The following is a 26,437-nucleotide window of genomic DNA, read 5'->3' on the forward strand; positions in this document are numbered from 1 at the left end:
GCTTCTGCGATAGGAAGATGGTGACGCATCGGCATCTGACCTTCTCAGCCAGACGATATCTCGCATGCGAGCGTGCGAGCACGATGCCAATTTTCGCCATCAGCATCATGGCTATCCTTGCGTTGGTCGCGGCCACACTTGCGCTGGGGATGGATTCGCGGTCCGGTTCAAAAGTCCAGCAAGCAGCAGACTCTGCCGCGCTTGGCGGTGCCACGGCTTTCCTCAACTCCTCCTCGCCGCGCGCCGCCGACAGGCTGGAAGCGGCCCGCCAGCAGGCGAAGGTCCTGGCGGAACGAAACTCCGAATACGCTCTTGCTGATCTGGTGGTCGATGCGGTGACCGAGGACGCCTATGGCCAGCACACGCAGCTCGCCGTCGAGCTCGAATTCCAGCCCGTCAATTTCTTCGCGCGCTTCTCGGGGAACAATGCCACCGCCCCGATCCGAAGGCGCGCGGTTGCCTCATCCACCTGGGGCTTCCCGCTCTGTATGCTTGCGCTCAGCCCGAATGAGCAGTCGGGCATTGCATTGAAGCACCTTGCGCGATTGACCGCAGAAGGGTGCATCGTCTGGTCAAACGATACAGGGCGCCAGTCCATGCTGCTTGAAGGTGGGCGTGCAGAGGCCAAGAGCTTCTGCGCCTCCGGCCTTGTCGACCGCTCGCACCGCGCGAGCGTTTCGCCGCTTCCCAACCAGCAGTGTGACCCGATTCCCGACCCACTGCATGACTGGACACCGCCGACTGCCGGGACATGCAGCCCATCACCGGACTTCGATCCGCCTTTGAGTGTCGTCCGCCAGACTGAGCGCCAGCTCGAAAGCCTGCTTCGCCGTCAGAACCGCAACAATGGTCGCGGCGATGATGATGACGACGACGATGATGAGGATGATGATGAGCGCCCGACCGGCTTGGAAAATGCCTGTGGCACCCGCGCCGGTCAGAACAATCCCAATTGCCCAAGCGACCGTGCCACAGGTACGGGCCTCAGCGATTTTGACCTGCTGGCCGTCACCGACAATCTCCTGAATGCGCTCTACATCCTCGACCGCCAGTTCGACATGGAAACCGACACGCTGACGCCGGGCACCTATTGCGGCCTGGACATCGCCTATGGTCACGTTCGCATGCAACCGGGCACCTATTTCATCAAGGATGCCCCGATGGAGGTGACGCGCAAGGCAACCGTCACCGCTGAAGGCGTCACCCTCATCTTTACCGGACCGGGCGCCTATCTGCGCGTCAGCGATAAGGCGCGCCTCGACCTTTCCGCGCCAACGGATGGCCCGCTGGCCGGCATTGCTGTTGCAGAGAGCCGCAACACGGCTGTGAACGGCACGCCTGTCGTTTCACGTCTTACTGGTCATGGCGCGCTCAGCATGATCGGGCTGATTTATCTTCCAACCCAGAATTTCTTCATCAGCGGCTCCGGCGCGGGCGATCAGTCATCTCCGCTTCTGCAGATTGTCGCGAACCGGATTTCCCTGCGCGATACTGGCGTGCTGCGCATCGACTTCAACCCCGGCAAGACCGATGTGCCCGTGGCCATCCAACCTGCGCGTATTGCCCGGCTTATAGAGTAGAAATAGCGCCCAATTCTGTTGTGCGCTGTTCATCTAAAGCATTTGTAATTCAGCTTCCGACTTTTTCTCTGTCACGACCGGAACCAGCAGGTTTTCACTTCGTTTGATCTGCTCATATTCGAAGAGAAGGGGTCTACCCATGAATACGCTTCTTAAAACTACCGCGATCGCTGCTACCGGTCTTCTGATGGCCGCGTGCACGCAGTCGGGCTACACCGAACGCAACGCAGCTGTTGGCGCAGGCCTTGGTGCCGTCGCTGGCGCGGTTGTCGGTAACAATACGGGCGACGGCGATGCCGGACGCGGCGCCGCTATCGGCGCAGCACTTGGCGGCGCAGCTGGCGCAGCTAAAGGTTGTACTGAAGCCGAGGACTGCGACATGCCAGGCGTTCGCGACCAGGCCGATGAGCAGGACTATGATGGCGACGGCTATGCAGACGCATACGATCGCTACCCGACCGACCCACGTCGCTGGTAGGTCCCAGTCACATCATTGATTGAAGAAGGCCCCCTCATCGCAGGGGGCCTTTTTTCTTGTCTTCAATTGACCAAGGCACCTTTGCTCAGCGCCCCCTCGTGTTAGTTTCCGGCCTGCACGCAGGACCGGCCTGCAGACAATCGTCAGTTTTCCCTGATTGTGGTCTTGCCCCCTGCCCTCAAGCGCCGCTATAGCGCACCCGTTTGACCATTGGTCATGAAATGACGAGGACATGAGATGCCAAAACGCACCGACCTTAAATCCATCCTCGTTATCGGTGCCGGCCCCATTATTATCGGCCAGGCCTGCGAGTTCGACTATTCCGGCGTTCAGGCCATCAAGGCTCTCAAGGATGAAGGCTACCGCGTCATTCTGGTGAACTCGAACCCCGCGACGATCATGACCGATCCGGACATGGCTGACGCGACCTATGTCGAGCCGATCACACCTCATTTTGTCGAGAAGATCATCGCGGCCGAAAAGCCTGACGCGATCCTGCCAACCATGGGCGGCCAGACGGCGCTGAACTGCGCGCTCGACCTCTACAAGGACGGCATCCTCGAAAAATACGGCGTCGAGCTGATCGGTGCGCGCGCTGAAGCCATCGAGATGGCAGAAGACCGCCGCCTTTTCCGCGAAGCCATGGACCGGATCGGCCTCGAAAATCCGCGCGCTGCCATCGTCTCTGCGCCAGAGATAAAGAACGAAGCTGGCAAGGTCACCGGCTACGACCGGATTGAAGGCCTCAAGCGCGCCATGGACGTGCTGGAAGAAGTTGGCCTGCCTGCCATTATCCGCCCTGCCTACACGCTGGGCGGCACGGGCGGCGGCGTCGCCTACAATGTCGAAGAGTATGAAGAGATCGTCCGCTCCGGCCTCGCTGCCTCGCCGGTCGCGCAGGTGCTCGTCGATGAGAGCCTTCTCGGCTGGAAAGAGTTCGAGATGGAGGTCGTTCGCGACAAGGCGGACAATGCCATCATCATCTGCTCCATCGAAAATATCGACCCGATGGGCGTGCACACTGGCGATTCGATCACCGTCGCGCCTGCTCTCACGCTGACCGACCGCGAATACCAGATCATGCGCAACGCTTCGCTGGCCGTCCTGCGCGAGATCGGCGTGGAAACGGGCGGCTCGAACGTCCAGTTCGCTGTGAACCCTGACAATGGCCGTCTCGTCGTTATCGAGATGAACCCGCGCGTCTCGCGCTCGTCTGCGCTGGCGTCCAAGGCGACAGGCTTCCCGATTGCGAAGATCGCCGCCAAGCTGGCCGTCGGCTACACGCTCGACGAACTCGATAATGACATCACCGGTGTGACGCCAGCCTCCTTCGAGCCGACCATTGATTATGTTGTCACGAAGATCCCGCGCTTTGCCTTCGAGAAATATCGCGGCTCAGAACCGACCCTGACGACAGCGATGAAGTCCGTCGGCGAAGCCATGGCCATCGGCCGCAACTTCCAGGAAAGTGTGCAGAAGGCGCTCTGCTCGCTCGAAACGGGTCTCACCGGCTTCAACGAATCCGAAGTGACCGGCAGCGAAGCGCTTCACTCTGCGCTCGCCCGTCCGACCCCTGACCGCCTGCTCCATGTGGCGCAGGCTTTCCGTGAAGGCTTCAGCGTTGAGGACGTCTTCCGCATCACCAGCATCGACCGCTGGTTCCTGCGTCAGATTGCAGGCCTCATCGAGACCGAAGCCAATGTGCGCCGCGATGGCCTGCCGACCGACCGCTACAACATGACCGAGCTCAAGGCGCAAGGTTTCTCCGATGCCCGCCTCGCCCAACTGACAGGTCAGTCCGAAGCCGGTGTCCGCACCGCGCGCCACAAGATTGGCGTGCGCCCGGTCTACAAGCGTATCGATACCTGTGCGGCCGAATTCGCAGCGAAGACGCCGTATCTCTATTCGACATATGAGCACCCGCCCTACGGCAAGACTGAAGCCGACGATGAGGCGAACGTCTCTGACCGCAAGAAGGCGATCATCCTTGGCGGCGGCCCAAACCGGATCGGCCAGGGCATTGAGTTCGACTATTGCTGCTGTCACGCCGCTTTTGCGATGGAAGAGGTCGGCATCGAGTCGATCATGGTCAACTGCAACCCTGAGACAGTCTCGACCGACTATGACACCTCGGACCGGCTCTATTTCGAGCCGCTCACCCATGAGCACGTCTCCGAAATCATCGCCAAGGAACGGGGCAAGGGAGAGCTGCAGGGCGTCATCGTCCAGTTCGGCGGCCAGACGCCGCTGAAGCTTGCCACACCGCTACACGATGCCGGCGTCCCGATCCTCGGCACCAGCCCAGTCTCCATTGATCTTGCTGAAGACCGTGAGCGTTTTGCCGCGCTGCTCGACCGGCTCGACATCAAGCAGGCCCCGTCCGCCACTGTCCGGTCAGAGGAAGAAGCCCTCGAGATGGCGCGCAAGCTTGGCTATCCGATCATGCTGCGCCCGAGCTTCGTGCTCGGTGGCCGCGCCATGGAAATCTGCCGCGACGACGCCGATGTGAAGGCGTTCGCAAAAGAGGCCATGAAGGTCTCTGGCGACCAGTCGCTCTTCCTCGACCGCTATCTTTCAGACGCCATCGAAGTCGATGTCGACGCCCTGTGCGACGAGACGAATGTCCACGTCGCGGGCATCATGGAGCATATCGAGGAAGCCGGCGTCCATTCCGGTGACAGCGCGTGCGCCCTGCCGCCCTACACGCTCTCGGCCGACATCATCCAGCGCCTCTCGGACTCCGCAGCGGCGCTTGCGCGTGAGCTGAAGGTCCGCGGCCTCATCAACATCCAGTTCGCTGTGAAAGATGATGAGATTTTCGTGCTCGAAGCCAACCCGCGCGCCTCGCGGACTGTCCCCTTTGTGGCGAAGGCGGTCGGCGCACCGATTGCCAAGATCGCCGCAAAGATCATGGCTGGCGCGTCGCTCACCGAGTTCGACCTCAGCAATGCCAAGCCGCGCCGCGTTGCGGTCAAGGAAGCCGTCTTCCCATTTGCCCGCTTCCCGGGCGTCGATCCCGTGCTTGGCCCGGAAATGCGCTCAACCGGCGAAGTCATGGGTTGGGACGATGATTTCGGCGCGGCCTTCCTGAAGTCGCAGATCGCCGTCGACGTGCACCTGCCGCGCGAGGGCTCTGTCTTCATCTCGCTCAAGGACAGCGACAAGCCATTGGTACTCAATTCAGTGAAAGAGCTTGTGGAGATGGGCTTCAGCATCATCGCGACCAGCGGCACCGCTACCTTCCTGGAAGAGAATGGCATCGCCGTTGAACGCATCAACAAGGTCATCGAAGGCCAGCCCCACATTGTCGACCGGATGATCAATGGCGGCGTGCAGCTTGTCTTCAACACGACCGAGGGTGCCCAGTCGCTCAAGGATTCCGCCTCGATCCGGCGCACGGCGCTGACCCGCAAGATCCCGTATTTCACGACACTTGCGGCCTCGATTGCGTCGGTGCAGGGCATTCGCACGCTGCGCGAACGCGAACTCACCGTTCGCCCCTTGCAGCAGGCCTGACACAACCCTACTTGACGGAATTCGCGTTTAGACAGACGCTGACACGTTAAACAGACGGTTATTCTCGATATGCAAAGAACACCCATGACCGCCGAAGGGCATGCTGCCCTCGACGCAGAACTCAAGCATTTGAAGTCGGTTGAACGCCCGGCTGTCATCGCTGCGATCGCCGAAGCACGTGAGCATGGCGACCTGTCGGAAAACGCTGAGTATCATGCTGCCAAGGAAAAGCAGAGCTTCATCGAAGGCCGCGTGGCTGAACTTGAAGACAAGCTTGCGCGCGCTGAAGTGATCGACGTGACGAAGCTGAAGGGCGACAAGGTCGTCTTCGGCGCGACCGTCACCCTCATCGATGCCGACACCGAAAAGGAAGTCACCTATCGCATCGTTGGCGAGGATGAAGCCGACATTGCCAAGGGCAAGGTTTCCATCCAGTCGCCGATTGCCCGTGCGCTGATCGGCAAGACTGTTGGCGACGAAGCAGAAGTCGCCGCACCTGGCGGCGCCCGCGTCTACGAAATCGAGAACGTCGAGTTCAAATAGGGCGGCATTCCGCGACAGGATCGAAGAGCCGGCAGGGACCACCTTGCCGGCTTCTTCTTTTCCACATGAAAGCGCGGGTGCACGACGCGGCGAAAACTGGCACAAAGCCACCTTCACCATAACCACTATGGAAAGGCGCAAGCAGCATGGCTCCGGCCTCTCATGCAGACGATCAGCTAGGCCCTTCGGTCTGGGGTGTCTCTGATGGACGCGCAGGTAATGCCGCGCAGGTCCGCGCCGTCATGCGTGCGCTGTCCAGCACCGGCCGCTGGATGCAGATCGCCCACATCGCTGGCGCAGGTCACCGCGAAACGCCAATCGTGCTCACCCCGCGCGCGCCATGGACGCTGCTGCCGGGTGGCAACTGGCCTATGCCGCTTGCCGCTCTGCCAAAGGAGCAGCGCAGCCTGTTCCAGCCCCCCTTCCCCGATGTCTGGATCGCCGCGGGCCGCCGCAGCGCGCCCTATACGGCGCGGATCAGGGAGCTGTCGGGCGGGCGCACGCTGACAGTCCAGATCCTCGACCCGAAGACGTCAGCCGACAAATTCGACCTTCTCGTCGTGCCACAGCATGATGACGTCACTGGCCCGAACGTGATCCAGACAGTCGGTTCGCCCTCTCACTTTGCCTCCGACGACATAGAAACCGCCGGGCAGGCTTTCGCTGACCTCGCCGATGAGCAGGGTAAATCCTGCATCGTGATCCTCGGCGGCGACTCCAAGGCGCACCGATTCACGGAGGCCGCCGCCGACCGTCTCGAAGCGCAGCTTGCTGCCCTCGCCCAGCAGAAGTGGCGCCTGCGCATCACGGCCTCCCGGCGTACCCCGGTCGAAATCGTCGCCCGCTTCCGCGCTTTTGCTGACAAGGTGGGCGCACGCTTCTGGTCCGGTCCGCAGGACGGCCAGAACCCCTATCTCGCCTGGCTTCTGTACTCAGACGCCGCCATCGTGACCGAGGACAGCGCGAACATGCTGTCTGACGCTGCATGGCACGCCCTGCCCATTCACATGGCGCGCCTTGAAGGCTCCAGCCCGAAATTCGACCGGCTGCATGAAAGTCTCATTTCACGCGGCTGTGCGCGCTGGTTCGATGGCACACTCGCCCACTGGCAGTATCCGCCGCTTCGCGAAGCCGACCGCGTTGCTGACGCCATCATCGAAAAACTGATCGCCCGGCATCCCCAGCCCGCACTGAAAGACGTGAAAGATCAATCCGTTGTCCTGCCCGACTGGTTGGAATGAGACGTAATCACATTCTCAACTAACTGTTTTTTCTGCATTTTTTCTTGACTTCGACGCGAGTCCCACGATCTTGCAGGCATGGCACACACCCATTCGCACGGCATTGGACACCACGAGCACCGTCACCATCACGCAGTGACGGAGACGGCTGACGCACGCAAGCGCGTCGCCATCGCTGCCGTACTCACTTTTGCCTTCATGGGCGCCGAAATCATCGGCGGCATCATCTCCGGCTCGCTCGCCCTGCTGGCAGATGCGGCGCACATGCTGACCGATGCTGGCTCGCTTGCCTTGGCCTGGGTCGGCTTCCGGCTCGCGGCGCGTCCCGCAGATGGCCTTCGCAGTTTCGGCTTTGCCCGCTTCAAGGTGCTCGCCGCCTTCGTGAACGGTCTCGCTTTGCTCGCTCTCGCCGTCTGGATCGTCTGGGAGGCTATCCACCGCCTGCTGGAGCCACAGCCCATCCTTGGCGGGATCCTGCTTGGCGTCGCTATCGCGGGCCTTGTCGTGAATATCATCGCCTTCTTCATCCTGCATGGCGGCGATCATGATGACCTCAACATGCGCGGTGCCATCTGGCATGTCGCAGGCGACCTCCTCGGCTCTGTCGCTGCCATCGTGGCCGCCATCCTCATCCTCGCGACGGGCTGGACGCCGATCGACCCGATCCTCTCCGTCGTCGTCGCCCTGATCATCGCTGTTGGCGGCTGGCGCGTGACGCGCGAAAGCGCGCATATCCTGATCGAGGGCGTGCCGTCCGGCCTTAGCCCCGATGACATCAAGAAGGATCTCGAAGCCAATCTCGAGGACGCTGCCCGCGTCACCCACATCCACGCTTGGGCGCTGACAGAGCAGAAACCACTCGTCACCCTGGAAGTCGTCGCCCGCGATGGTGCCTGCCTCGATACGGTCCGCCGCGCGGTAAAAACCCGGCTGCAACAGCAGTTTGGCGTCAGTCACGCCACCGTCGAAGTGCACAAGGCGCCAGACCTGCCCTGACCTCCCGCACTGCTGCTGTGCATGTCAGGGGCTTTATTCAGCGGCAAAGAATCCCCATACCTGTAGCCCAGAAAACAAAGACTGGCTGACGAACTGGCCAGAAGACTGGAGCGGGTGATGAGCGAGACAATCCATTCTGAAATCCTGATCATCGGGTCCGGCCCGGCAGGCTGGACAGCTGCGATCTATGGGGCCCGCGCCCTGCGCGACACGCGCGTCGTTGCAGGCCTGCAGCCCGGCGGCCAGCTGACCATCACCACCGAAGTGGAAAACTATCCGGGCTTCGCTGAAATCCAGGGCCCGGAGCTCATGGAAAAGATGCGTGACCATGCCGAGAAGATGGGCACCAAGGTCTCCGAAGATCACATCGCTGAAGTCGATTTCGAGAGCCGCCCTTTCCGCGCCATCGGCGAAAGCGGCACGACCTATACTGGCGACGCTGTCATCATCTGCACCGGTGCACAGGCCAAATGGCTCGGCCTGCCGTCTGAGGAAAAGTATCAGGGCTTCGGCGTCTCCGCTTGCGCGACCTGTGACGGTTTCTTCTATCGCGGCAAGGAAGTCATCGTCGTCGGCGGTGGCAACACGGCCGTCGAGGAAGCGCTCTTCCTGACGAACTTCGCCTCCAAGGTTACTGTGGTGCACCGCCGCGACAGCTTTCGCGCAGAAAAGATCCTGCAGGACCGTCTGTTCAAGCACCCGAAAGTCGAAATCCTCTGGGACACGGTGCTCGAGGAAGTCATTGGTGAGGACAACCCTCCCGGCGTGACGGCAGCCCGCCTCAAGAATGTGAAGACCGGCAACGAAGAAACCCGCGACGTCCACGGCGTCTTCATCGCCATTGGTCACGCCCCGCAGACCGAGCTTTTCAAAGGCAAGGTCGACATGAAAGCCAATGGCTACCTCATCACTGAACCCGGCACGACCAAGACGAACATTCCTGGCGTCTATGCGGCTGGCGACGTGACCGATGAGACTTACCGCCAGGCCGTGACGGCTGCTGGCATGGGCTGCATGGCTGCCCTCGAAGCCGAACACTGGCTGGAAGAGCAGGTCGCCATCAATGAGGCCGTCGCCGCCGAATAGACCGGCAGTAGACAGACCCTGCATCACCGCTATTCTCGCCTCTTATGGGGACGCGAAAACACACTGCTGGCCTGCTCGGGCTTGCGCTTCTGCTTGCCGGTCCAGCCTTTGCTGGCCCGCCAGAGCTTGATGCGGCGATCGATGCTTATCTGGAAAAAGACTATAGCGAGATCGCCCTGATCCGCCGCTATGCAGATGCGGGGGAAGCCGACGCCCTCGCCATTATCGGTCAGGCCTATCTCTACGGGATGGGCTATGCGCGCGATCAGGATCTTGGCGTCACCTATCTCACCCGCGCGGCGGAAGCCGGCGACTGGCCGGCCGCCATCCACCTGAGCCGGATCTATGCCTACGGCGACGCCGGACAGGCCAAAGACGAGGTCAAATCGGCTGAGTTCGCGGTTCTCGCCGCGAAACTGGGCGACCCGATCGCGTCGACGCGTCTTTCCCAGATGCCGCGTGAGCTCGTCATCGCGGCTGGCGGCGGCGCCTATCTCTCCCCTGCCCCCGCCGACGCCGCGCCCGCCCCTGCTGAGGCACCAGTGCCCGAAGCCGCTGCCCCCTCCGACGAAAGCACCATTCTCACCCGCGCTCGGGCGGGAAGCCCCGATGCGGCGCGCCTTCTCGCCCGCTTCTGCCTGCGCCAGAACCAGTGCCCGTCGACCCGCGCTGAGGCTCATGACCTCCTCGTCGCCGCAGCCCGCAAGGATCCGTCTGCGGCCACCACGCTCGGCGCGATCTACCGGGACGGTGTCTGGGGCGGCACGCCTCAAATGGTCGCCGCCGCCCAGTGGATTGGCTACGCCTTCGAAATGGGGCTGGAGAGCGCGCAATACATGCTCGAAGACCTGCCCCGCGATGCAGTTCGCGAGGCCGGGAAAGAGCATATCCTCATCCAGCTCGAAGCCCGCGACCGGGTCGCCGCCGCTGCTGCTGCGTCCAGCCAGCCTTCAGACGCCGCGCCTGCCCCCGGCCAGCTCGCCGCCAGCCTGGCCGACGCCATCTTCGACCGCGCGCCAACGCCGGATCCGGTCATCCTCGCCAGCGGCCAGCGCTTTGCCATCCTTGCCGATACCCCACTCAGCCCCAACGGCGATGCTGCCGCTTCCTGCCTGCTCGTCATAGAGAAAGAATTGGACACAGGCCGCTCGGAGCTTGCCGAGACGGCCCTCCTGCAAGCTGCCGCCAACGCCTATCGCAGCCTCGTCAACGACCCGGCCCGTAATGGGGGTCTCGACAGGGACGCGGTGACCATGGCCGTCATCAGCCACGAATTTGCGCTGCGCCAACGCCCGGCCAGCGCGCCAACTGCGCTCGACTGCCGCCGCAACTACGTGCCGCTTCTGGCGTCAGCTTCCGGAGGCCAGCCCTAGAGGAGGTCTGCCGCGCGCGCTTCGATCTGCTTGCCGCTATGGGCGCGCGCGAAGCTCCAGAACTCGCGCGCCCGCGCCTGCATGAGCTTGTCCATCTCGCTATTGGTACGTGCTTCCAAGGCGCAGGTCAGGACCTCGAAGATTTCGTCCTGATTGCGCCGGTAATCCTGAGCGGCGAGCGCTCGCGCATACTGCCAGCAGAGCGACGCATTGTCCGCATCCAGCAGCCGCGCCTTTTCGAAATGCGCCCGCGCTGACGAAAGGCTCGCCCCGAACCAGGCCGCCCCCAGTGATCCGCCCCGGTGAAGCACTTCGACATTCCACACAGCCAGAAAGCCGTGGGCATAAACGTTGGAAGGGTCATCCTCCAGAACACCTTCGGCGAGCTCGCGACCCGTCTTGCCATAGCCCGCATTCAGGACTTCGCGCGTACTCATCAGGCGTGATCGCATGGACAGCGCGATGGCCAGCTGCAGGCGCGCCTCTCCGTGATCAGCGTCCTCCTGCAAGGCCACCCGCGCCAGCTTCTCGGCCCGTCGCAGCACCGCTTCATCCAGCGTGCCTGCAGCAACCTCATTAGCAAGAAGACAGCGAGCCGCCCGCGCCAGATTGTCCGCGCCGCCTGCCTGCTCGGCGATGCTCGCCGCTTCAAGGTAACGCCCCGCGGCAAAGGCTTCCTCTGCAGGATCCGCCATGACCGGCAATGCGGCCATGAGCAAAAGCGCGAGGGAAACAGCAATCTGTCTCATGCGAGGTGAGGATAGCGCGAAATTCCGTCTCGCCAATCAAGCAGCCAGCCTCCTTCTTCGTTGCCTGTTCGCCGCCGTCCTCCTAGTTTCGCCAAAGAAAAAAGAAGACGGGGGGATACAAGCCATGGCTGAGCAGATGGCGCACGGACAAGCTGACGAGAAATTCGCAGGCGTACGCGAGCAATTTGAGAAGAACCTGCAGGACGACACCGATATCGGCGCGTCCTTCTGCGTCACCAAGGATGGCGAGACCATCATTGACCTCTGGGGCGGCTATGCAGACCCGGAAAAGACCCGTCCGTGGGAAAAGGACACGATCGTCAACGTCTATTCGACGACGAAGACGATGACCGCCCTGACGGCGCTCTACCTGTCGGACAAGGGCCTGATCGACTTCGACGCACCGGTCGCCGAATACTGGCCGGAATTTGCCGCGAACGGAAAAGACAAGGTCAAGGTCTCTCACCTGATGAGCCACTCCTCTGGCGTGCCCGGCTGGACCGAGCCCGCGCCTAAGGAAATGCTCTATGACTGGGATCTCGCCGTCAGCCTGTTGGCAGCGCAGGCCCCGCTCTGGGAGCCTGGCACAGCCCCCGGCTATCACGCCATGTCGCAAGGCTATCTCGTTGGTGAAGTCATCCGCCGCGCGAGCGGGCGCACCGTCGGCGCCGTCTTCCGAGAAGACATCGCAGAGCCTCTTGGCGCAGACTTCCATATCGGCCTGCCCGCATCAGAGGATCACCGCGTCGCAGACCTGCAGCCCCCACCAGCAGCGGGCGGCGGCTTCAGCTTCGAGACCGACATCAAGAAGGCCGCTTTCGCCAATCCGCCCATCGAAGTCGGTGAGACCCGCACACGCGCCTGGCGCGGCGCTGAAATCCCGGCCGCCGGCGGGACCGGCAACGCCCGCTCGGTTGCCGAAATCCATACTATCCTCGCCAATGGCGGTGTCTCCCAGGGCAAGCGCTTCCTCTCCGAGGCAGGTTGCCGCAAGGCGCTTGAATGCCAGGTCGAGGGCACCGATCTCGTGCTCGATATGCCGGTTCGCTATGGCATGGGGTTCGGTCTTTCCGGGCCGATGTCGCCAGCGCTCCATGATCAGGCCATGTTCTGGGGCGGCTATGGCGGCTCCATCGTCCTCATCGATATGGCGGCGCGCACGACGATCGCCTATGCGATGAACAGGATGCAGGGAACGACCACCGGCGATATGCGGGCCATCACGCTCGCTGCTGAAGTCTGGCAGGCGCTCGGCGCCGCATAAGGAGAATGGATGGACAGGCTGGACGCAGATCTCATTGTCATCGGGGCCGGTGTCATCGGCCTTGCCGTTGCGCGGGCTTGCGCGCAGGCGGGGCGAGATGTCATCGTGCTCGAAGCCGAAGACCTCATCGCCAGCCATACCTCGTCCCGCAATTCAGAAGTCATCCATGCCGGGCTTTATTACCCGAAAGACTCGCTCAAGGCGCGCTTCTGCGTCGAAGGGCGCCGCAAGCTCTACGCCTACCTTCAGGATCACGGCGTCGAGTACAATAATTGCGGCAAGCTCGTCGTCGCCCACCCGGATGAAGAAGACCGCCTCGCGGACATTCTCGCCCGCGCGCGCGAAAACGATGTCGAGGACCTCAAGATCATCCCGGGCGTCGAGGCCCGCCGGATGGAGCCTGCCCTCAGCGAAGACATTGCCGCCGCGATCCACTCTCCTGTCTCAGGCATCTTCGACAGCCATGGCTATTTCCTCGCCCTTCAGGGGGAGCTGGAAGACGCAGGCGGCATGATCGCCTTTGGCACGCCCGTCACCGAAGGCACGCGCACGGCCGACGGTGTAGAACTCGTCACGGGCGGCGAAACCCCCGCCAGGATCACAGCCCGCACCGTCATCAATTGCGCAGGCCACCGCGCCATCGAACTTGCGCGCCTCATCGATGCCGACATCGACCTGCCAGAGCCGCATTATGTGAAAGGCAGTTATTTCAGCATTCTCGGCAAGACGCCCTTCTCGCGCCTCATCTATCCGATGCCGGGCCGCGCCAGTCTCGGCCTTCACCTCACAGTGGACCTTGCAGGCCGCGGCAAGCTCGGGCCAGACGCTGAATGGCTGCCGGATGATGCAAAACCGCCCTTCAATTACCAGGTGGATCCCGCCCGCGCCTCGCTCTTTTACGATTCTGCGCGCCGCTACTGGCCGGGCCTGCCGGACGGTGCCCTCACGCCAGACTATGCAGGCGTGCGTCCCAAGATTGTAGAGAAAGGCGCCCCCTCTGGCGACTTCATGATCCGCAAGGAAAGCGAACACCTCATCCACCTCATCGGGATCGAGAGCCCGGGCCTCACCTCCTCGCTCGCCATTGCCGATCATGTCGCAGGCTTGCTGGATTAGGCGGTTGCACGAGCCATCTTCAATGTGTATTCAGCCCGCTTCGCAGCCCGCTCTTACCGGGTCCTGCGGCATCGCCCCATGGGCCGATCGGTTCGGTAGCTCAGCTGGTTAGAGCGCACGACTCATAATCGTGAGGTCGGGAGTTCAAGTCTCCCCCGAACCACCACTTCTTTTCCGGTTTGCTTCGCAAAATTTTTGGTCCAGTGGACCAAAAATAGGAAATGAAGGCCACGGCAGTGGCCATCAGCATCAGCCTTCGTATCGTCGCTGCGCTCCTCACATGAAGCGCGCTCAGGGCTGCGCGTCCACCTTCCGATATTCTTTGCCGGATGACGGCCCCACCCCGACCCTCCCCAGAGGGGAGGGGGCGATTGCCTCAGTTATGGCCACAATGCTGAAGCGAAGCGCAACCGAGTCCCCTCCCCGCTTGCGGGGAGGGTTAGGGTGGGGCATTGAGCGCCCGCGCTAGCTTCCCTGAGACGCCAGCCGCTGCGGCGAGGTCTGCGCATTCAGTAATGGCCGCACCAGAAGCACCAGTCCGACAATCGCGAAGCATGCGCTGACCACCCAGACATGCGGCCACTTATAGGCCTCAGCAAAGCGCGCGGCATGCACGCCAACCGCCGCAAGCAATGACACGCCGAAGCCGATCCGCATCCAGCGCGCTGTCTTCACCTGATCTCTCAGCACCAGACCAAGCCCGCACAGCGCGAGCGCGCCAAGCCAGAACAGCGCCGTCAGCGATACCATAGCGACGCCAAGAAGGCTCACCGCCAGCGTGGCTGCCAGCAGCGCTGGGCTGCCCCAGACGAGCGCTGCCCAAGCGGCTTCGAGTCTCGGCATACCCCGTCCGGCTTCTGCGCGCTTCAGGAAATAGATGTTGAGGCCCGCCGCGACGACGATGCAGAGACCGACCCCCATCACGAAATAGGCGACCTTCATGGCGAGCCCGCCAAAATCGCCAAAGTGAAGCCGGTAGGTCGACATGGCGATCTGCTTGCCTGCCTCGCCGTCGGTGTAGCCCGCCTTGCCCGTATAGGCGCCGCCCGCGTCGAACTCATACATCTCACCATAGGCGAGACGGTCCGTATGTTCGCCATAGATAGTGGTGTGCTGGCTCGCCGTGCCGGGGTCGTGAATGATGGCGAGGAAGGGCTTTGCGTCCGGCACCATCTCTTCCATCGTGACGAGCGCCGCGCCTATATCAGCGAGCGGGGCCGGGCTCTCATCAATCTCTCCCTCCTCGCCGAAAATCGACTCAGTCAGCGCGCGCGGGTCACCATCGAAACTTGTCTGCGCGAGCACCATGGCCACGACCACGAACAGGCCGATCATCGCGCCTGTCACGGCCACAACAATCGTGAAGGGCGCGGTCCAGACGCTGAGCCTGTTGTGAAGGTCCGCCTGTACCAGCCGCGCCTGCCCCTTGCGGCGAAGACGAAACGCGTCACGGAAGATGCGCGGATGCGCGAGCAGGCCGGACACTGCCATCGCCACCAGCATCACGCCAAGGATCGCGACGACAATCATGCCGAAACTGGTCGGCAGGCTGAGATAATAGTGAAGGTGGATGAGGAAGTCGTTCCAAGCCGTCTCATACCCGCCGGTCATGGCGCCCTGCGCGTCCGCCGTCTCCAGCCCGTCATCGCCGCCAATGACAAAACGCTGCCAGTTGTCACGCGGCAGGTAGAGATAGAGATGCGTCGTATCGGGCTGCTGCGCCATGACGTTCATCGCGGCGGCCTGCGCCACCTCTGGCGACACAGATTCGACCGGCGCCTGGACGGGGTTCTCCCACCAGCCGATCTCATCCTCGAACATCGCCACGGTGCCTGACAGGCAGACGATGAACATGAGCGCGCTGATGACCAGCCCCATGACCGAGTGCGCCGACAGGGACCTGTCGACGCGCGCCTTGCTGGATTTTGGCCAGATAGAAGTCGCCATGAGAAGAAGCCTTTCTAGAGCGGCAGGAAAGCAGCGATGAGACTGAGGGCGAGCAGACTGCCCGCGAAGGCCGAGCGCCGCCCGGCCCTCGGCTCCATGAGCAGCAGGACTGACACCACCGCCCAGATCACAACCGACGTAATGATCGCGATTGCCCCGGCCGTCGCTGTACCAACCGACAGGACCCGCAACAGTTTGAACAGACCTGCCGCACCGAACAGGGCGATGCCGCCCGCCACCGGTCCGGTCAGCAGGAAGGTCCAGATGCCCGCGAGCCCGCTGAGGACCGGGTTTGACGCCAGCACCGCCGGCTCACTGCCCCCTGCCCGCGCCCGCACATCGGCAACCGGCAAGGCCAGGCCGCGCATCATCGGCACGGCAAGATAGACACAGGCCGCCACCATTACGATGCAGCTAACCTGCGCGAGGCCGCGATCACCATTCGCAATGAGGCCGCCCGCCAGCGCCGCGATGAGCAGGCCCCAGCCGCCCAGCACATGGAAGGGCCGTCCGGGCCGCTTCCATGCTGCATAGAGCATATAGAGACCGCCAAGCCCCGCCGCCGCAGCGAGCAGGAACAGGCTCCATCCAAAGCTGGTCATCACTGGCAATCTCCCCGATTGGGCTGACTAGAAGTCGTAGCTAAGGCTCGCGACCACGGTCCGGCGCAGGCCCGGGAAACAATCGCCGCGCGTCAGGCAGCCGGTGAGGTAGTCCTCATCGGTGATGTTGCGCGCATTGATGGCAAAGTCCCACTGGTCCCACTCATAGCCGACCATCAGGTCGCCCAGCGTGTAGTCCGGCGTCGTGTAGGAGAGGGCCGCATTCTCCGACACGGTCTCGCCGACATAGCGGATGCCTGCGCCCGCCTTGAAGCCTTCCCATGCCCCATCAGGACGCCACGTCGTCCAGAGGGACGCCTGCGTTTCCGGAATAGCCGCCAGCTGGAAGCCGTTCGGGTCTTCCGCATCGATGGTGGATGCGGCGGCCTGGAAATAGATCTCATCAAACTGCAGGCGGGCTTCTGCCTCGAACCCTTTCAGCGTCGAGACGCCCTGCTGCTGGGCGGCATTACCCGGCAGCGCGTTCGGGTTCGGCAGGTTGGAAATCTCGATATCGTAATAGGCCGCCGTGATCAGGCCCGGAAGGCCGCGCGGCTCATACTTGAAGCCGACCTCATACTGGCGCGCTTCTTCCGGCTCCAGCTGATCGCCCTGAGCCGTTGTGCCAACCACCGTCTCGAAGCTTTCGGCATAGCTCACATAGGGCGAGAAGCCGTTGTCGAAGCGGTAGAGGACACCAAAACTGGTCGACACTGCATCGTCGTCCTGACTGACGGCGCCCGCCTCATTCTCGACGCTGTCAAAACGGATACCTGCCGTGAACCGCCATTTGTCATAGGCGATCTGGTCGGACACGTAGAAGCCTAGATCCTGCGTCGTCTGGGTCGGACTGTCGACCAGCAAGGCGTCAAACACGCTCTGGTCCGGGTAATTGCCATAGACCGGGTTCTTCAGGTCCAGCACATAGCGGAAGTCGCCAGCCAGCGCGCCGCCGCCATAAAAGCTTGCGCGGTCGCTGTCGGTCTCGACATCCTGATACTGCACACCGGCGAGCAGCTCATGCTCCAGCGTCCCGGTCACGAAACTTGCCCGCAGGCGCACATCACCCGCCAGCTGATCGAATGTGTTGTCGCCCTGATAGAAGGTGCGCGGCACTGTCGTATCGGTAAAGGTCAACCCCTGCAGCGCGGCGGCCGCCGCCAGCGCAGGCTGGGCCGCAAAGATACCATTCAGGTAACGGCTTTGCCCGGCGCCGGTAAATGTCGGCCAGGCCTGATGATAGTCAGCCTCACCGGAACGCCAGAGCGCGGTGCCTTCAATGCTGAGATTGTCATTGATGCGGTGCTCACCCAGCAGGGTCACCTGCTGGCTCTCGGTATTGTAGCGGTTGAAGCCCGGCTCACCTGCATAGACGTCCGTGTCGAGATAGGAGCCATCGGCCAGCGGGAACAGCGTGCCTTCTACCGGGATGAATTGCGCTGCGGCGTCGCTGTCAGTGTCCTGCACCAGACCGATCAGCGTGAACCGCGTATCCGGGGTCGCCTGCCAGGCGAGAGACGGCATGAAAACCTTGGTCTCTTCGTCGACCTGATCGATCTGCGTGCCCGTATCACGGTAGAGGCCGACAAGCCGGAAGGAAAACGGACTGCCCTCGCCGCCGACGGGGCCGGTCACATCGCCTGCTACTTCATAGCGGTCAAAGTTGCCGACCTGGGCGCGAAGCTCGCCGCCGAACGTGTCGCGCGGTGTCTTGGAGACATAGTTCACGATACCGCCCGGTGAGCCCTGCCCGTAAAGCACTGATGCCGGGCCTTTCAGCACTTCGATCTGCTCCACCGTGTAAAGGTCGGCGCGGGTGGAATTGTAGCTGCCGAACAGCTCCTGAATGGAGTCGCGGTAGCGCGGCAGCTCCAGTCCGCGTGACTGCGGAAAGTCGCCGCGCGTTGAGAGGCCGTATGGCTCTGACGTAACGCCCGCCACATAGGTCAGCGCCGAAGCCAGGTTCAACGCGCCCTTGTCGATAAACATCTCAGCCGTCTCGACCGACAGCGTCCGCGCGGTCTCGACGATCGGCGTGTCCGACTTGGTGGCGCCGAAAGCGGTCGTGCCCGTCACGATGACAGTTTCCTGGCGGCTGTCGCCCTCTTCAAGTGTGGCCGCCTGCTGCGCTGCTGCGAGCGCACCGGTGCTAACCGATATGAAAAGCGCCGCTGCAAATGTCCTGTACCCCATAGTCCCTCAACTCTCGACTTGCGAATGATTATCAATAACAGTCGCCGTAGAGAGGTCGCACTTGCGAGTCAATCTCATTCTCAGATTTTTACGAGGGGAATTGCAGACAGTCCGCAGGAGACCACAAGCCACTACGCGTACGATGCGTTTCGCCTCTGGATTTTCTAGAGCGAATGGACTATGTAACGCATCGGTAGAGTTTACCGCGTAGAGTGGATCAGGGAGACCAATTTGGTCTCCCTTTTTCCGTTCTGGCGCCTGACAGGCTTTGACGTGGCTTAGGCTGTCTGCAACTATTGCGAGGCTTAATGGCACCATCTCGCACCGCAAACTGGTAGACGACTTGCCCGATACTCCCCACACTGCGCCCATCGAAGTTTGGCACCGCTCTGGGTCGACCAGGCTTCGCATCCACATCTGGAATGATGATGCGCCGGGCCGGCCACTGGTTTTCCTTAATGGCATCGGGTCTCCGCTGGAGCTGATCCCGCCTTTCGCTGCGCAGTTCCGGGACACAAGGCTGATCGCGATTGAGATGCCGGGCAGCGGCCAGACGCCCGAAACCGATATCGTCTATTCGCCTATCCTGCTTGCGCGCCTCGTTGTTCAGGCCTGCGCGGCGCTTGGCACCAACCGCTTTGACCTTATGGGCTTCTCACTCGGCGGCGTCCTCGCACAGCAGGTGGCACTTCAGTACCGCAAGGAAGTGGCAAACCTGATCCTCGCAGCGACCTGCAGCGGCTTCACCATGCTGACCCATGACTGGCGCGAAGCCGGGCTCTTCTCGTCGGCATTCCCATTCCTGAAGCTCTGGAATGAGCTGGAACGCGACCTCGGCAAACTGCACAGCGCCACCAATGCGGCCGCCTTTGCGCCGCCGGATGCGATGTCACGTCAGCTTCTGGGTTTCACGGGCTGGTCCAGCCTCGCCTTCCTGCCGTTCCTTGCAACGCCGACACTGGTCCTCGCTGGCACACGCGACAGCATCATCGCGCCGTCAAACGCGCTTCAGCTGTCGACCTTCATTCCCGGCTCGCGTCAGGAATGGATCGAAGATGGCGGACACCTCTTCCCCTTCCTGAAACCAGAACAGACGGCACAAAAAATCCGGCCCTTCCTGGGCCGGACTTCTGTCGTTGAAATGATGCCGGCTGCTGTTGAAAGCAGCGCCCTGCACTGATCAGGCAAGGTCCTTGCGGCTGGTAATGATCTTGCCGACGAGGCCATAGGCGACCGCTTCTTCTGCGCTCATCCAGTGGTCACGGTCGGTGTCGGCCTTGATCTTCTCAAGTGGCTGGCCGGTCGCTTCGGCAAAGATCTTGTTCAGGCGCTCGCGCATACGCACGATCTCGCGCACCTGAATGTCGATGTCGGACGCCTGGCCGCCAAAGCCGCCACGCGGTTCATGAAGCAGGAAGCGTGTATTCGGCAGCGAGTAGCGGTTCTCTTTCTTGGCGGCCGAATAGATCAGCGCACCAGCAGAGGCGACCCAGCCAGAGCCGAGGATTTTCACATCCGCGCTCACGAACTTGATCATGTCGTGGATCATGTCGCCGGATTCGACATGGCCACCCGGTGAGGAGACGACCAGAAGGATCGGCTTGTCGCTCTCGGAATCGAGCGCGAGAAGGCGCTCACAAACCCGGCGTGCAAGTTTGTCGTCCACGCCGCCCGTGAGCATGATTGTTCTGGCCTTGAACAGCGCCTCTTCAAGAAAGGCGTTCGGCTCAGTTTGCGGTTTCTGTTCGGTCTCATCGTCGAGGCGATACATGACGTCTCCCGTGCATTCAGTCAGAAGCCATAGGTGAGGCGCGCCAGCGCTATGGTCAAGCACCTCACTCACCTATTCCGGCGTATGCGTGACGCTGATACCGAACTGCTCGACCCACGCGTCCATGTCATTGGCACGGGCAAGCTCTTCGATACCCTCCGGCGTCAGCGGCGACGGCGGATCGAGACGGATGTCCAGGCTGCCGCCAGACGTCTCGAAATAAGCCGCAACGGCCTCGATCCAGTCGACCGCCTGCGGGAACTGATCTTGCACGCGGCCCTTGGCAGAGCGGGTCATCACCGCAATGAACTGGCGCAGGTCTTCTGGCGGCATACCCGCCAGCGTTGCGCCCCACCCTTCACTCTCATGCTGCTGGCCGAGCGCATGAAGATAGCCGAACAGCTTGTCATAGCCGCCATCATCAGACTCGTAGAGGCGCGCGCCATTGAAGGTGAAGTGCGTCTCAAACAGATCCTCAAAGGCAGAGTCGAGTTCGCCCTCCTCAGCGGCGGCCGCGATCGGATCATAAGGCGGCAGCGTGATGCCAAGCCGGGCGATCCGCTCACCAAAGCCGTCCGACTGGGCCGCAAACGAAAACTCCGTTTCGCCGCTATTCTTGTTCCAGGTCATGGCGGTCTGGATGTCTGCCGGGATTTCGCTGAAGCCGTGCTCATCGAGCAGCTCGATACCCGCGGCGATATCGCTGCGAACAGCTTCCATCTCTTCATCCTCACCGGACGGTATGAAGGACAGTACGGTTTGGCCAATTTCGCCCGGATAGACGGCGACGCCTTGCATATCGACGGAGATCGCTTCTGGCATCAGCCATTCGAACTCGTTCGCCTCGACGCGCATCTCGTCGACGCGGAACACGTCAGACCCGCCCATCTGATAGGCATAATTGCTGACCACGCTCTGGCCGAGGCTGATCAGGTCACGCTGGTCCAGTCCCGGAAATTCACTGCGCGCCAGAAAGCCAGCCAGCTTGTCGAAGCGTATGCCCTCATAGGACATGAAATCGGCCGTCACCAGCTGATCGATATTGAGCCCGTCAGGATAAACCTCTTCGGCCTCCAGCGCCTCGCCATCGAACGACATGCCCTGCTCCTGGCGCATGCCTGAATAGTAGATGCCGCCCATGTCGTAGCCGGAGAGGCCTTCATAGCCATAGAAGTCGAGCGTGTAGGACACCGTCTGGTCGACCTCAGGCGTGTCGATCTGCATTGTCATGTCCATGTTGCGCGCCGATCCGCGCTCGATCTCGACCGAACGGACAACAGCGATCGCCTGCTGGGCAAGGCGCAGGGCCTGTAACCCGTCGATGCCTTCTTCCTCAAGCTCGCCGGTTCCGATCTCCAGCATGCCCGTGAGTTGTGCGTACTGCTCTTCACTGAGAGGGACATACTCGAATGGGCGCAGGGTTAGCGGGCCTGTCACCGTGCTCTCCACGGTCATGTCGAGCTGGTTGATGGCGAAGTCTATCTCGCTCGGCGCATCCCCGCCCATTTCTGCTTCCATGAAGTCAAAGACTGCGCCCATCGCGCCTGCCGCGCCGAACAGCGAGTAGCCGTCAGTCTCCAGCCGGTCGAACAGCGTGCCCGTCTCCTCCAGGCGCTCCCCATTTATGCGGGCAATCAGCAGGTCATCATCGAAACCCCAGACGCGCGCCTCATCCATCGCGACGCCAAAGGCAGGCTCTGTATTGATCGTGATCCGCAGGTTTTCAAACGCCGTGGCGCCCGTCGTCTCGTCATAGGATTGTTCGTCCCAGCTGACGCTGACAAAGTCTGGCAGCAGGCCCTGAATATCGGAAAGGTCGGCCTCGCCGCTGTCCGGGTCAGCATAGGCTTCGGCCTCGAACGCTTCGAAGGCAGCGAATTTCTCGCTCCAGCTTGCCGCGCCTGAAGCGCCAGATCCTCGGTCAGCAGTTTCAGGAGAAGACTGTTCCCCATCTGACCGGAATTCAGGAACCCGCGGAGGATTATCGCACGCCGCAAGATAACCAGACAGGGCGAGCGCCGCCCCCAGTGAGATGCGTTTCATGATCAGATGTCCCCCTTGAAACGGTCGGTTCAGTCTCCTTCGAAGGAAACCAGTGCTTTGACTTCAACGCCCATATTACGCACACGGCGCGCCCCGCCAAGGTCAGGCAGGTCCACAAGGAAGACAGCCGACACGATATCGGCCCGCCCCCGGCGAAGCAGCTTCACCCCGGCCTCAGCCGTTCCGCCCGTCGCGATCAGGTCATCGACCAGCAGCACCCGCTCGCCGGGCTCGACCCCATCCACATGCATGTGAAGCGCGTCGGAACCGTATTCGAGTTCATAGGATTCGCTGAATGTGCGGTAAGGCAGCTTGCCCGGCTTGCGCAGTGGCAGGAACCCAGCCTTCAGCCGCACCGCAATGGCACCGCCCAGGATGAAGCCGCGCGCATCGATCCCGGCGACCTTGGAAATCTCGAACTTCTCGAAAGGCGCAGCCAGTTTTTCGACAGCGGCTGCGAACGCTGCCGCATCGGCCATCAGTGTCGAAACATCCCGGAACATGATCCCTTTTCGGGGATAGTCCGGAATGGTTCGGATGGTCGATTTGAAATCCATGTCGCCACTTTAGCGGGCTTTAGCCGCGTGCGGGAAGCCCAAAAGCTAGCGTCTACGCCTCCGGCGACGGCTAGGTTGTGCCAGATCGCCTGCGGGCGGCGTGGACGCGCGCGCCGCAACTGCATTATCTACTGCAGGTTCAGCCTCGCGCGGCGCTTCCGCCGGGGCTTCTTCGGCCTCAGGCTCCAACTGCTCATTCTCTGCTGGTGTCGAATCAACCTCAGGCTCAGCCTCCTGTTGGGCAGCTTCCTCGGCCATATTGGTCGGCTCTGGCGTCTCTGGAACGCCGGCCGCAAGCTCGCCTGTCGCGCGATCTTCGTCCTTAGCGGAGAGGCCGTAATAGTCCTGCGCACTCATGCCAAGCTCGCTCGGTTTCAGCGGCATACGCAGACGGCGCAGATGCTTGATGACCTCATCCCGCAGCGCCATTCCGGGAATGAGCGTCTGGGAAAAGCCAAGCGACTTCATCCAGTCGCGAACCGAAGAGCTGCTTGTCGACGGCGCCTTCTCCGGCAGGCCGCCCTTATGTTGCTCCCAGAGGTACAGGATCGCGATCGCCTCGACTGCGCTGCGCTTGTAGGCCTCTATGCTGTCACTCGACTGGCCTTGCGTACGCACCTCATGGCGGCTCGCCTCGAGCGCCTGGTAAGTCGTATCCAGCCGCTCAAGCGCGCGCTTGTCCTTTACCTCAGGCTGCGTCAGCAGGCTATCAAGCTGCGGACGGCCGAGCGGAACGGACAGTTCCTCTCTCGCGTCGCCATTGCCCGTAAGATCACGCAGTTCCGACAGGACGCGCTGCAGATTGAACCTGAACTCGTGGCCGACCCCGTCCAGCGCCATGGTCAGCGCCCGCCCGCGTGTGCGCAGGCTCTTCAGCACAAACCAGATAATCATCAGGACGACGATGCCCGCAATGGCACCGGCGACAACCAGCAACACTTCCAGATTTTCTTCTGTCATTCTACTCAACCCCTCCCCGGTCGGGAGCAGAGGTTAACCCAGTTGAATGACGGGGTCGAACAAGTTCGCGTCTCACGTGAATTCGGCGAGACACCTCCTCATTCAGGAGTCCCTATCTCAGCACCCGCCCCGCGACAGCGTCCAGCTTTGCCAGCAGGTTCGGATCACGCGCATCAGGCGCCGTGATGAGCGCATAATCAAGGCATGTTTCGATGGCCTGCGGCGAGGGTGTGCGCGAGACACCGGAGAGCAGCTTTGCCAGCTCAGTCAGCGCTTTCTTCGCCGCCGCCGTGTTCGACTGCATGATCTCCAGCACATTGGCGACCGACACCGCCTCGCTCGCATCGCGCCAGCAATCATAGTCCGTCACCATCGCCATTGTTGCATAGGGAAGCTCTGCCTCCCGGGCGAGCTTTGCTTCGGGCATGTTCGTCATGCCGATCACATCGCATTCCCACTGGCGATAGAGATAGCTTTCCGCGCGCGAGGAAAATTGCGGGCCCTCCATGGCAAGATACGTCCCGCTGCGATGGACCGTGACCCCCGCCTTCTCGGCGGCATCGCCAGCCAGCTGCGAAAGCCGCTCGCACACCGGGTCCGCCATGGAGACATGCGCGACCATGCCCGGGCCGAAAAAGCTCTTTTCGCGCGCGAATGTCCGGTCGATGAACTGGTCCACCATGACAAAGTCACCGGGCGCATAGCGCTCGCGCAGGGACCCGCAGGCAGAGATAGACAGCACATCTGTACACCCCGCCCGTTTCAGCGCGTCGATATTGGCGCGGTAAGGCACATGGGTCGGCGTCAGCCGGTGGCCGCGGCCATGGCGCGGCAGGAAGACAAAGCGGACATCGCCGATCCGCCCCGTGGTCAGCTCGTCCGACGGCTCGCCCCAGGGCGTCCCGACCCGCATCGTATCGCGGTCCTCAAAGCCCTCCACATCGTAAAGGCCCGAACCGCCAATAACGCCGATCACCCATTCGCTCATCGTCTCATACTCCTGACTGTCTCCATGGCTGAAAGCAGCCTGCCCGGCTTAAATCAAGCCTTGTCACAGATGCCGCGTGGGAACACGTCACCCGTGCTGCGCGTCATTGACCTATGAGCGCAATCGACACCCACCGCCCTGTTTCGGGCACTCTCGCCCGGATAGGCCTTGGGGCACGCGCCCTCGTCTACTTCGCCGTCTGTTTCCTCCTCCTGAAGGCCGCCTTCACAAGCGAGGAAGATGATGGCGCAACACCCGGCGAAGCCTTTCGAATGATCGAATCCACGACAGGCGGACGCATCCTGCTCGTCGGCCTCGCCCTCGGCCTCTTTCTCTATGCGCTCTGGCGGTATCAGCAGGCCGCGCTCGACACGGACGATCAGGGCAACGACGCAAAAGGCATCCTCGCCCGCCTCGGCATGGTTTCATCTGGTACGAGTTACGCACTCGTCGGCTTCGCAGCTGGCGCGGTCGCGTTCGACGCGGATGATGGCGGCGGCGGCGGCAAGACCGAAGAAACCGCTAAATGGCTCATGGAACAGCCTTTCGGGTCATGGATGGTGGGCCTCGCCGGACTTTGCCTGATCGGCATTGGCGGCGCGCAGATCTGGCGCACGCAATCCAATCAATGGAAAAAGAGCCTCGACCTCTCAGGGTGGGCGCAGCGCGCAAAGCCGGTGATTGAGTTCGGGATTGCCGGGCGCGGCATACTTTTCGGGCTGATCGGCCTGTTCCTGCTCGCTGGCGCCTACAATGTTGACCCGTCGGATGTGAAAGGCCTCGCGGCCACGCTTGGCTGGATCAGAACACAACCCTTCGGCCTGCCTCTCTTCATTGCAGCGAGTGCCGCGATCGGCGCCTACGGCATCTATTCCGGCGTCCAGTCCCTGCGCCACCGCTTCCCTGACGACTAGGCGCGCTCAAACCATTTGCGCATGCCGGTCGGCTCCGGCGAACGCGGGTTTGGCGTCGTGAGCTGCACATCCCTCGCCAGCTCATATCCGCAGGCCAGATAATAATCGACCAGCCGGGGCTGATCGGTCCGCACAGCGAGCTGCGCCCCTTCTGCACCCACTTCCCGGCCGGTTGCCTCAAGCGACGCCAGGATCATGCGTCCCAACCCGGCTTTCTGACGTCCTGGCAGAACACCAATTCGCTTGATCTCAATCCAGCGCGCATGGCCCGATATCGGCGGCGGCACAAAGACGAAACGCCCGGCCCCAATCGGCTCGCCCGCATCTTCAAGGACGACCGCCCCGCCTTTGGCGATCTGCGCGCTGACAGTCTCAGGCGTTTCCCTGAACACGGTCGATTCCGGTGATACCCGGCCCGACCAGATCGCCTGCGTCAGCTCATGAATCAAAAAACCATCCGCCAGGCTAGCTGAGCGGATGGTCAATTGGTGTTCCACGAGAGTGTCGCGGGGCCCTGGGC

The 26,437-nt window shown here is 62.1% G+C and carries 22 protein-coding genes and 1 tRNA gene; 13 read left to right on the top strand and 10 right to left on the bottom strand.

Annotation, left to right across the window (positions count from 1 at the left end; all coding sequences use genetic code 11):
• Window positions 1-83: 83 nt before the first annotated feature.
• The 8 genes from KUV46_01775 (at window position 84) to KUV46_01810 (ending at window position 10,813) form a co-directional block, all read left to right on the top strand.
• Entirely contained in the window at window positions 84-1,580 is a 1,497-nt protein-coding gene (locus tag KUV46_01775; protein QYJ01135.1) for a hypothetical protein, read from the top strand.
• 139 nt (window positions 1,581-1,719) lie between these two features.
• Window positions 1,720-2,058, top strand: coding sequence for a hypothetical protein (locus KUV46_01780; GenBank protein ID QYJ01136.1), 339 nt, complete (start codon window positions 1,720-1,722; stop codon window positions 2,056-2,058).
• Between the two features lie 237 nt (window positions 2,059-2,295).
• Window positions 2,296-5,574: a carbamoyl-phosphate synthase large subunit gene (gene carB, locus KUV46_01785; GenBank protein QYJ01137.1), complete on the top strand. Its 3,279-nt coding sequence runs from the start codon at window positions 2,296-2,298 to the stop codon at window positions 5,572-5,574.
• Between the two features lie 69 nt (window positions 5,575-5,643).
• A complete protein-coding gene (greA, locus tag KUV46_01790) occupies window positions 5,644-6,117 on the top strand; it encodes a transcription elongation factor GreA (GenBank protein ID QYJ01138.1) in 474 nt (157 codons plus the stop codon).
• Window positions 6,118-6,263: 146 nt separating this feature from the next.
• Window positions 6,264-7,358 (top strand): mitochondrial fission ELM1 family protein, encoded by a 1,095-nt coding sequence (locus KUV46_01795; protein ID QYJ01139.1) that lies wholly within the window; start codon window positions 6,264-6,266, stop codon window positions 7,356-7,358.
• A 78-nt stretch (window positions 7,359-7,436) separates the two neighbouring features.
• Window positions 7,437-8,354 (top strand): cation diffusion facilitator family transporter, encoded by a 918-nt coding sequence (locus KUV46_01800; protein QYJ01140.1) that lies wholly within the window; start codon window positions 7,437-7,439, stop codon window positions 8,352-8,354.
• A 117-nt stretch (window positions 8,355-8,471) separates the two neighbouring features.
• Window positions 8,472-9,440, top strand: coding sequence for a thioredoxin-disulfide reductase (gene trxB, locus KUV46_01805; protein QYJ01141.1), 969 nt, complete (start codon window positions 8,472-8,474; stop codon window positions 9,438-9,440).
• A gap of 44 nt (window positions 9,441-9,484) precedes the next feature.
• Window positions 9,485-10,813 carry a hypothetical protein gene (locus KUV46_01810; protein QYJ01142.1) on the top strand — a complete coding sequence of 443 codons (1,329 nt, stop codon included), beginning with the start codon at window positions 9,485-9,487 and terminating at the stop codon, window positions 10,811-10,813.
• Here the strand turns inward: KUV46_01810 and KUV46_01815 are convergent.
• A complete protein-coding gene (locus KUV46_01815) occupies window positions 10,810-11,508 on the bottom strand; it encodes a hypothetical protein (GenBank protein ID QYJ01143.1) in 699 nt (232 codons plus the stop codon). The two genes, KUV46_01810 and KUV46_01815, sit on opposite strands and share 4 nt — an antisense overlap.
• A gap of 178 nt (window positions 11,509-11,686) precedes the next feature.
• Here KUV46_01815 and KUV46_01820 point away from each other — a divergent pair, with 178 nt between their 5' ends.
• From KUV46_01820 to KUV46_01830, 3 genes are all read left to right on the top strand, one after another.
• The gene (locus KUV46_01820; protein ID QYJ01144.1) at window positions 11,687-12,826 is read left to right on the top strand and encodes a beta-lactamase family protein; all 1,140 of its coding nucleotides are present in this window, start codon (window positions 11,687-11,689) and stop codon (window positions 12,824-12,826) included.
• Between the two features lie 9 nt (window positions 12,827-12,835).
• The gene (locus KUV46_01825) at window positions 12,836-13,942 is read left to right on the top strand and encodes an NAD(P)/FAD-dependent oxidoreductase (protein QYJ01145.1); all 1,107 of its coding nucleotides are present in this window, start codon (window positions 12,836-12,838) and stop codon (window positions 13,940-13,942) included.
• Window positions 13,943-14,031: 89 nt separating this feature from the next.
• A tRNA-Met gene (locus tag KUV46_01830) sits at window positions 14,032-14,108 on the top strand.
• A gap of 299 nt (window positions 14,109-14,407) precedes the next feature.
• Here KUV46_01830 and KUV46_01835 read toward each other — a convergent pair.
• Genes KUV46_01835 through KUV46_01845 form a run of 3 tightly spaced genes read right to left on the bottom strand, consistent with a single transcriptional unit; the run spans window position 14,408 to window position 18,684 of the window.
• Window positions 14,408-15,889, bottom strand: coding sequence for a PepSY domain-containing protein (locus KUV46_01835; GenBank protein ID QYJ01146.1), 1,482 nt, complete (start codon window positions 15,887-15,889; stop codon window positions 14,408-14,410).
• Window positions 15,890-15,903: 14 nt separating this feature from the next.
• The gene (locus KUV46_01840; GenBank protein ID QYJ01147.1) at window positions 15,904-16,491 is read right to left on the bottom strand and encodes a hypothetical protein; all 588 of its coding nucleotides are present in this window, start codon (window positions 16,489-16,491) and stop codon (window positions 15,904-15,906) included.
• 27 nt (window positions 16,492-16,518) lie between these two features.
• Entirely contained in the window at window positions 16,519-18,684 is a 2,166-nt protein-coding gene (locus KUV46_01845; GenBank protein QYJ01148.1) for a TonB-dependent siderophore receptor, read from the bottom strand.
• Window positions 18,685-19,027: 343 nt separating this feature from the next.
• On the opposite strand from KUV46_01845, the gene KUV46_01850 reads away from it, so the two are divergent.
• A complete protein-coding gene (locus KUV46_01850; GenBank protein ID QYJ01149.1) occupies window positions 19,028-19,864 on the top strand; it encodes an alpha/beta hydrolase in 837 nt (278 codons plus the stop codon).
• Here KUV46_01850 and KUV46_01855 read toward each other — a convergent pair whose 3' ends face one another.
• The 5 genes from KUV46_01855 to KUV46_01875 all read right to left on the bottom strand — a co-directional run bounded on the left by KUV46_01855 (window position 19,865) and on the right by KUV46_01875 (window position 25,003).
• Window positions 19,865-20,455 (bottom strand): ATP-dependent Clp protease proteolytic subunit, encoded by a 591-nt coding sequence (locus KUV46_01855; protein QYJ01150.1) that lies wholly within the window; start codon window positions 20,453-20,455, stop codon window positions 19,865-19,867.
• 72 nt (window positions 20,456-20,527) lie between these two features.
• Window positions 20,528-22,498 carry a hypothetical protein gene (locus tag KUV46_01860; GenBank protein ID QYJ01151.1) on the bottom strand — a complete coding sequence of 657 codons (1,971 nt, stop codon included), beginning with the start codon at window positions 22,496-22,498 and terminating at the stop codon, window positions 20,528-20,530.
• Between the two features lie 29 nt (window positions 22,499-22,527).
• Window positions 22,528-23,055, bottom strand: a complete 528-nt coding sequence (locus tag KUV46_01865; protein QYJ01152.1) for an adenine phosphoribosyltransferase — start codon at window positions 23,053-23,055, stop codon at window positions 22,528-22,530.
• A gap of 45 nt (window positions 23,056-23,100) precedes the next feature.
• A complete protein-coding gene (locus KUV46_01870; GenBank protein QYJ01153.1) occupies window positions 23,101-24,015 on the bottom strand; it encodes a hypothetical protein in 915 nt (304 codons plus the stop codon).
• A 112-nt stretch (window positions 24,016-24,127) separates the two neighbouring features.
• Complete coding sequence (locus KUV46_01875) at window positions 24,128-25,003, bottom strand: S-methyl-5'-thioadenosine phosphorylase (protein QYJ01154.1); 876 nt, start codon at window positions 25,001-25,003, stop codon at window positions 24,128-24,130.
• Between the two features lie 113 nt (window positions 25,004-25,116).
• Between KUV46_01875 and KUV46_01880 the strand changes: the two genes are divergently transcribed.
• Window positions 25,117-25,917, top strand: a complete 801-nt coding sequence (locus KUV46_01880) for a DUF1206 domain-containing protein (protein ID QYJ01155.1) — start codon at window positions 25,117-25,119, stop codon at window positions 25,915-25,917.
• Here the strand turns inward: KUV46_01880 and KUV46_01885 are convergent.
• On the bottom strand, window positions 25,914-26,366 hold the full coding sequence (locus KUV46_01885) for a GNAT family N-acetyltransferase (GenBank protein ID QYJ01156.1): 453 nt from the start codon (window positions 26,364-26,366) through the stop codon (window positions 25,914-25,916). The genes KUV46_01880 and KUV46_01885 overlap by 4 nt on opposite strands.
• Between the last annotated feature and the right edge of the window lie 71 nt (window positions 26,367-26,437).

Origin of the sequence: Thalassovita mediterranea, assembly GCA_019448215.1 — a bacterium.
GTDB lineage: Bacteria > Pseudomonadota > Alphaproteobacteria > Caulobacterales > Hyphomonadaceae > Henriciella.

Coding starts and splice junctions, on each gene's coding strand:
- trxB (QYJ01141.1), top strand. CDS start 8,472: ATGAGCGAGACAATCCATTCTGAAATCCTGATCATCGGGTCCGGCCCG.
- KUV46_01845 (QYJ01148.1), bottom strand. CDS start 18,684: ATGGGGTACAGGACATTTGCAGCGGCGCTTTTCATATCGGTTAGCACC.
- KUV46_01880 (QYJ01155.1), top strand. CDS start 25,117: ATGAGCGCAATCGACACCCACCGCCCTGTTTCGGGCACTCTCGCCCGG.
- KUV46_01870 (QYJ01153.1), bottom strand. CDS start 24,015: ATGACAGAAGAAAATCTGGAAGTGTTGCTGGTTGTCGCCGGTGCCATT.
- KUV46_01875 (QYJ01154.1), bottom strand. CDS start 25,003: ATGAGCGAATGGGTGATCGGCGTTATTGGCGGTTCGGGCCTTTACGAT.
- KUV46_01810 (QYJ01142.1), top strand. CDS start 9,485: ATGGGGACGCGAAAACACACTGCTGGCCTGCTCGGGCTTGCGCTTCTG.
- KUV46_01800 (QYJ01140.1), top strand. CDS start 7,437: ATGGCACACACCCATTCGCACGGCATTGGACACCACGAGCACCGTCAC.
- KUV46_01835 (QYJ01146.1), bottom strand. CDS start 15,889: ATGGCGACTTCTATCTGGCCAAAATCCAGCAAGGCGCGCGTCGACAGG.
- greA (QYJ01138.1), top strand. CDS start 5,644: ATGCAAAGAACACCCATGACCGCCGAAGGGCATGCTGCCCTCGACGCA.
- KUV46_01855 (QYJ01150.1), bottom strand. CDS start 20,455: ATGTATCGCCTCGACGATGAGACCGAACAGAAACCGCAAACTGAGCCG.
- KUV46_01840 (QYJ01147.1), bottom strand. CDS start 16,491: ATGACCAGCTTTGGATGGAGCCTGTTCCTGCTCGCTGCGGCGGCGGGG.
- KUV46_01860 (QYJ01151.1), bottom strand. CDS start 22,498: ATGAAACGCATCTCACTGGGGGCGGCGCTCGCCCTGTCTGGTTATCTT.
- KUV46_01780 (QYJ01136.1), top strand. CDS start 1,720: ATGAATACGCTTCTTAAAACTACCGCGATCGCTGCTACCGGTCTTCTG.
- KUV46_01815 (QYJ01143.1), bottom strand. CDS start 11,508: ATGGCGGATCCTGCAGAGGAAGCCTTTGCCGCGGGGCGTTACCTTGAA.
- KUV46_01825 (QYJ01145.1), top strand. CDS start 12,836: ATGGACAGGCTGGACGCAGATCTCATTGTCATCGGGGCCGGTGTCATC.
- KUV46_01820 (QYJ01144.1), top strand. CDS start 11,687: ATGGCTGAGCAGATGGCGCACGGACAAGCTGACGAGAAATTCGCAGGC.
- KUV46_01865 (QYJ01152.1), bottom strand. CDS start 23,055: ATGGATTTCAAATCGACCATCCGAACCATTCCGGACTATCCCCGAAAA.
- KUV46_01775 (QYJ01135.1), top strand. CDS start 84: ATGCCAATTTTCGCCATCAGCATCATGGCTATCCTTGCGTTGGTCGCG.
- KUV46_01795 (QYJ01139.1), top strand. CDS start 6,264: ATGGCTCCGGCCTCTCATGCAGACGATCAGCTAGGCCCTTCGGTCTGG.
- carB (QYJ01137.1), top strand. CDS start 2,296: ATGCCAAAACGCACCGACCTTAAATCCATCCTCGTTATCGGTGCCGGC.